Below are 2,997 nucleotides of genomic sequence, written 5' to 3'. Positions count from 1 at the left end.
GGCCGAGGCCTCCGTCGCGCCAGGTTTCACGTCGCTCTTGTCGTCCATGCTCTACCCCCGTTCCTCGGGAAAGTAGCGCTCGACGCTGTCTCAAGAAACCGTGCCCCGGCCCACCTTGAGAGGATCTCCCCAGGTTGAGATCCTTTTTGACCAGGCGGCTGGTAGGAGCGCCGTCGAATTCGAGGGTCAGCGTTGGGTGACCAGCGTCGCTTTCTCCCCGGACGGGACCCACCTCGCCACCGGGTCCCGGGATGCCACCGCGCAGCTCTGGAATCTTTCGACAGGCAAGCAGACTGCCCGGCTCGATGGTCATGGGGGCTCGGTCCTCAGCGTCGCCTTCTCACCAGATGGGAGACGTCTGGCTTCTGGGTCCGCGGACAAGACGGCGCGGCTCTGGGACCTCGCCACCGACCGGGAAATGGCCCGGTTCGAAGGCCATGCGGACTCTGTTCGTGGTGTCGCAATCTCCCCGGATGGAACCCTGCTCGCAACGGCGTCGCTAGACGGGACCGCGCGGCTCTGGGATTTCTCGACAGGGAGGGAGAGCACCCGGTTCGAAAGGCACAAGGCCCAGGTTACCAGCGTCGCCTTCTCTCCGGACGGCGCTCGTCTCGCGACCGGGGCCGAGGACCGGTTCGCGCGGCTCTGGGACCTTGCGACGGGTCAGGAAGTCGCCCGGCTCGAAGGTCATGGGGACGCGCTCACCAGCATTGCCTTTTCTCCCGACGGGACACAGCTAGCCACCAGCTCCGGGGATAAGACCGCACGGCTCTGGGACCTCGCCAATGGCCAAGAGATAGCGCGATTCAAAGGTCACGGGAGCTTTGTCACCAACGTCGCCTTCTCCCCGGACGGGACGCGCCTCGCCACGGCGTCAGCGGACAAGACAGCCCGAATCTGGAGTGTGGGCGAGCGACGACGCCAACCAATGGCCCCACCCAACATCGGTGTCGCGCCCGTCCCCCGGATCTTCGTCAGCTACGCCCGCGCCGATGGGCGAGCGTTCGCGCTCGCGCTCAGGGAGAAGATCATCGCGGCGGGTTCGCGGTCTGGCAGGACCTCGCCGACATGGAGGGCGGGCGGGACTGGTGGGAGCAGATCGCGGCGCTGTTGCGGCGAAAGGAGGTCGAGCATCTCGTGCTGGTACTCACCCCGAGGGCGGTGGCCTCGGAGATCGTTCGCCGCGAATGGCGGCTCGCGCGCCAGGAGGGCGTGAGGGTGACGCCGGTGGTGGACGCGGCGCTGCGACCCGATTTCGGCAAGCTGCCCCGGGCGCTGGCGCGGGCGCACACGCTCGATCCAGCGATCGACGAGCAATGGCGCCAGCTCCTGCGCATTCTCGAAGGTCCGAGCGGCGAGCCGCGCGTGCCATTCCTCGCCCCCGAGGTGCCGCCGGGCTTCGTCGCGCGACCGGAGGAGTACGCGCGGCTGAAGGCGGCGCTGATCGATGGCGGGGGCGACGCGGTGGCGATCACCGCCGCGCTGCGCGGCGCCGGCGGGTTCGGGAAGACCACGCTGGCGGCGAAGCTCGCGCATGACGACGATATCGGCGAGGCCTTTTTCCACGGCATCCTCTGGACGACGCTCGGCGAGAACCCGGGCGATGTCACAGGCCGGCTCAATACCCTGACCCGCGCGCTCGATCCGCTGGCGCCGGCCGAGACCGACCGCGATCTCGCGGTCGCGCGCTGGCGGGAGGTGCTCGCCCAGCGCCATTGCCTGATCGTCGTTGACGATGTCTGGCACGCCGCCGACCTCGAGCCGTTCCTGGCTGGTGGCCCGGGCTGCGCGCGGCTGGTTACCACCCGCGACGAGGCCGTGTTGCCCCGCGAGCGGGTAGCGCGTGTGCCGGTCGATGCGATGCGGCCGGGCGAGGCGGCCGAGATGCTGTCGCGGGGCTTCCATCCCGCCGAGTCGCACCCCCTGGTCGCGCGGTTCAACGCCTTCGCGGCGGGGCTTCGAGAATGGCCGCTGCTACTCAACCTCGCGCATGGGCGGATCGCGCGTCGCGTCGACGCGGGACATTCCCTCGATGATGCCCTGACCGCGGCCGAAGCGGCGTGGCGCGCGAAGGGTGTCGGCGCCTTCGATGCCAGGAGCCCGAGGCAGCGCAACGAGGCGGCCGCCGCCTCGCTCGACCTCAGCATCGGGGCGCTGGCCGAGGGTGAAGGCCCGGAGGCGGCCATGCGGCTCGAGGAGCTTAGCGTTTTCGCCGAGGACCAGGATGTGCCATTCTGGCTGGTCACCGGGCTCTGGCAAAGCACCGGCAGCCTCGGCGCGCTCGACGGTGGGGACCTGCTGCTCCGGCTCCGCGCCCTGTCGCTGCTCGAACGCTACGATGCGCCACGCGCGACCTTCCGGCTGCACGACGTGGTTCGGGCGCGGCTGCGCGAGCGACTTGGCCCGAACCGGCTCCGCGCCCTCGACGCCCATCTGGCGGAGGTCATCGCCGCGAGGGCTGCCGGTGACTGGCAGCGGCTGGTCACCGAGCCCTACGCGCTCTCGCATCTGCCGGCGCATCTGGCAGGCGACGGTGAGGCGGAGGGCCTGGAGGCACTGCTCTGCGACGCCGGTTGGATCGAAGCCCGCTTGGGATCCGGCATTGCCTCGGGCGAAGGCGCGGCGGGGCTGATGAGTTGCTATCGCACATTCGCGACGGGAGCGGTGTCGCGTCGCGTGGGCCAGGTGCTGGCCGTCACCGGGCACGATCTGGCCATAGATGGGCCGACGCAAGTTATTCCCCAGTTGCTCGGTGGTGTGATTTTGGATCGGGAAACGGAGGTGGCCCGCGCGACGTGGCGGGAGGCCTTGAGATCTCCGGCGCTGTTCCCCTCGCGGCCAACACTCGTGCCAAGCCAGATGGAAGTGCTGCGCATTCACGCCGGTGAGAGCGGCGGTGCAAAAACCGGCCACGGTAGCGGCGGGATAGTCCGGCCGCGGGCGGAGTAAAATCCGGCCACCTATTTCCCTTCTGCATTGAACGCAGGAGGGACAGGG

1 protein-coding gene and 1 pseudogene are annotated in these 2,997 nt (G+C 69.3%); both read left to right on the top strand.

All coding sequences use genetic code 11. The features are described 5' to 3' along the window. Nucleotides 1–100: 100 nt before the first annotated feature. Nucleotides 101–892 (top strand): annotated as a pseudogene (locus tag ACLJK8_RS22370) (WD40 repeat domain-containing protein); the annotation flags it as partial. Further along, complete coding sequence (locus tag ACLJK8_RS22365) at nucleotides 805–2,949, top strand: NB-ARC domain-containing protein (protein ID WP_413152629.1); 2,145 nt, start codon at nucleotides 805–807, stop codon at nucleotides 2,947–2,949. The pseudogene ACLJK8_RS22370 and the gene ACLJK8_RS22365, both read left to right, overlap by 88 nt. The last annotated feature ends 48 nt before the right edge of the window (nucleotides 2,950–2,997 follow it).

Source organism: Amaricoccus sp. W119 (genome assembly GCF_047275745.1).
Classification (GTDB): Bacteria; Pseudomonadota; Alphaproteobacteria; order Rhodobacterales; family Rhodobacteraceae; genus Amaricoccus.
This window is presented reverse-complemented; position numbering and strand designations above follow the sequence as displayed.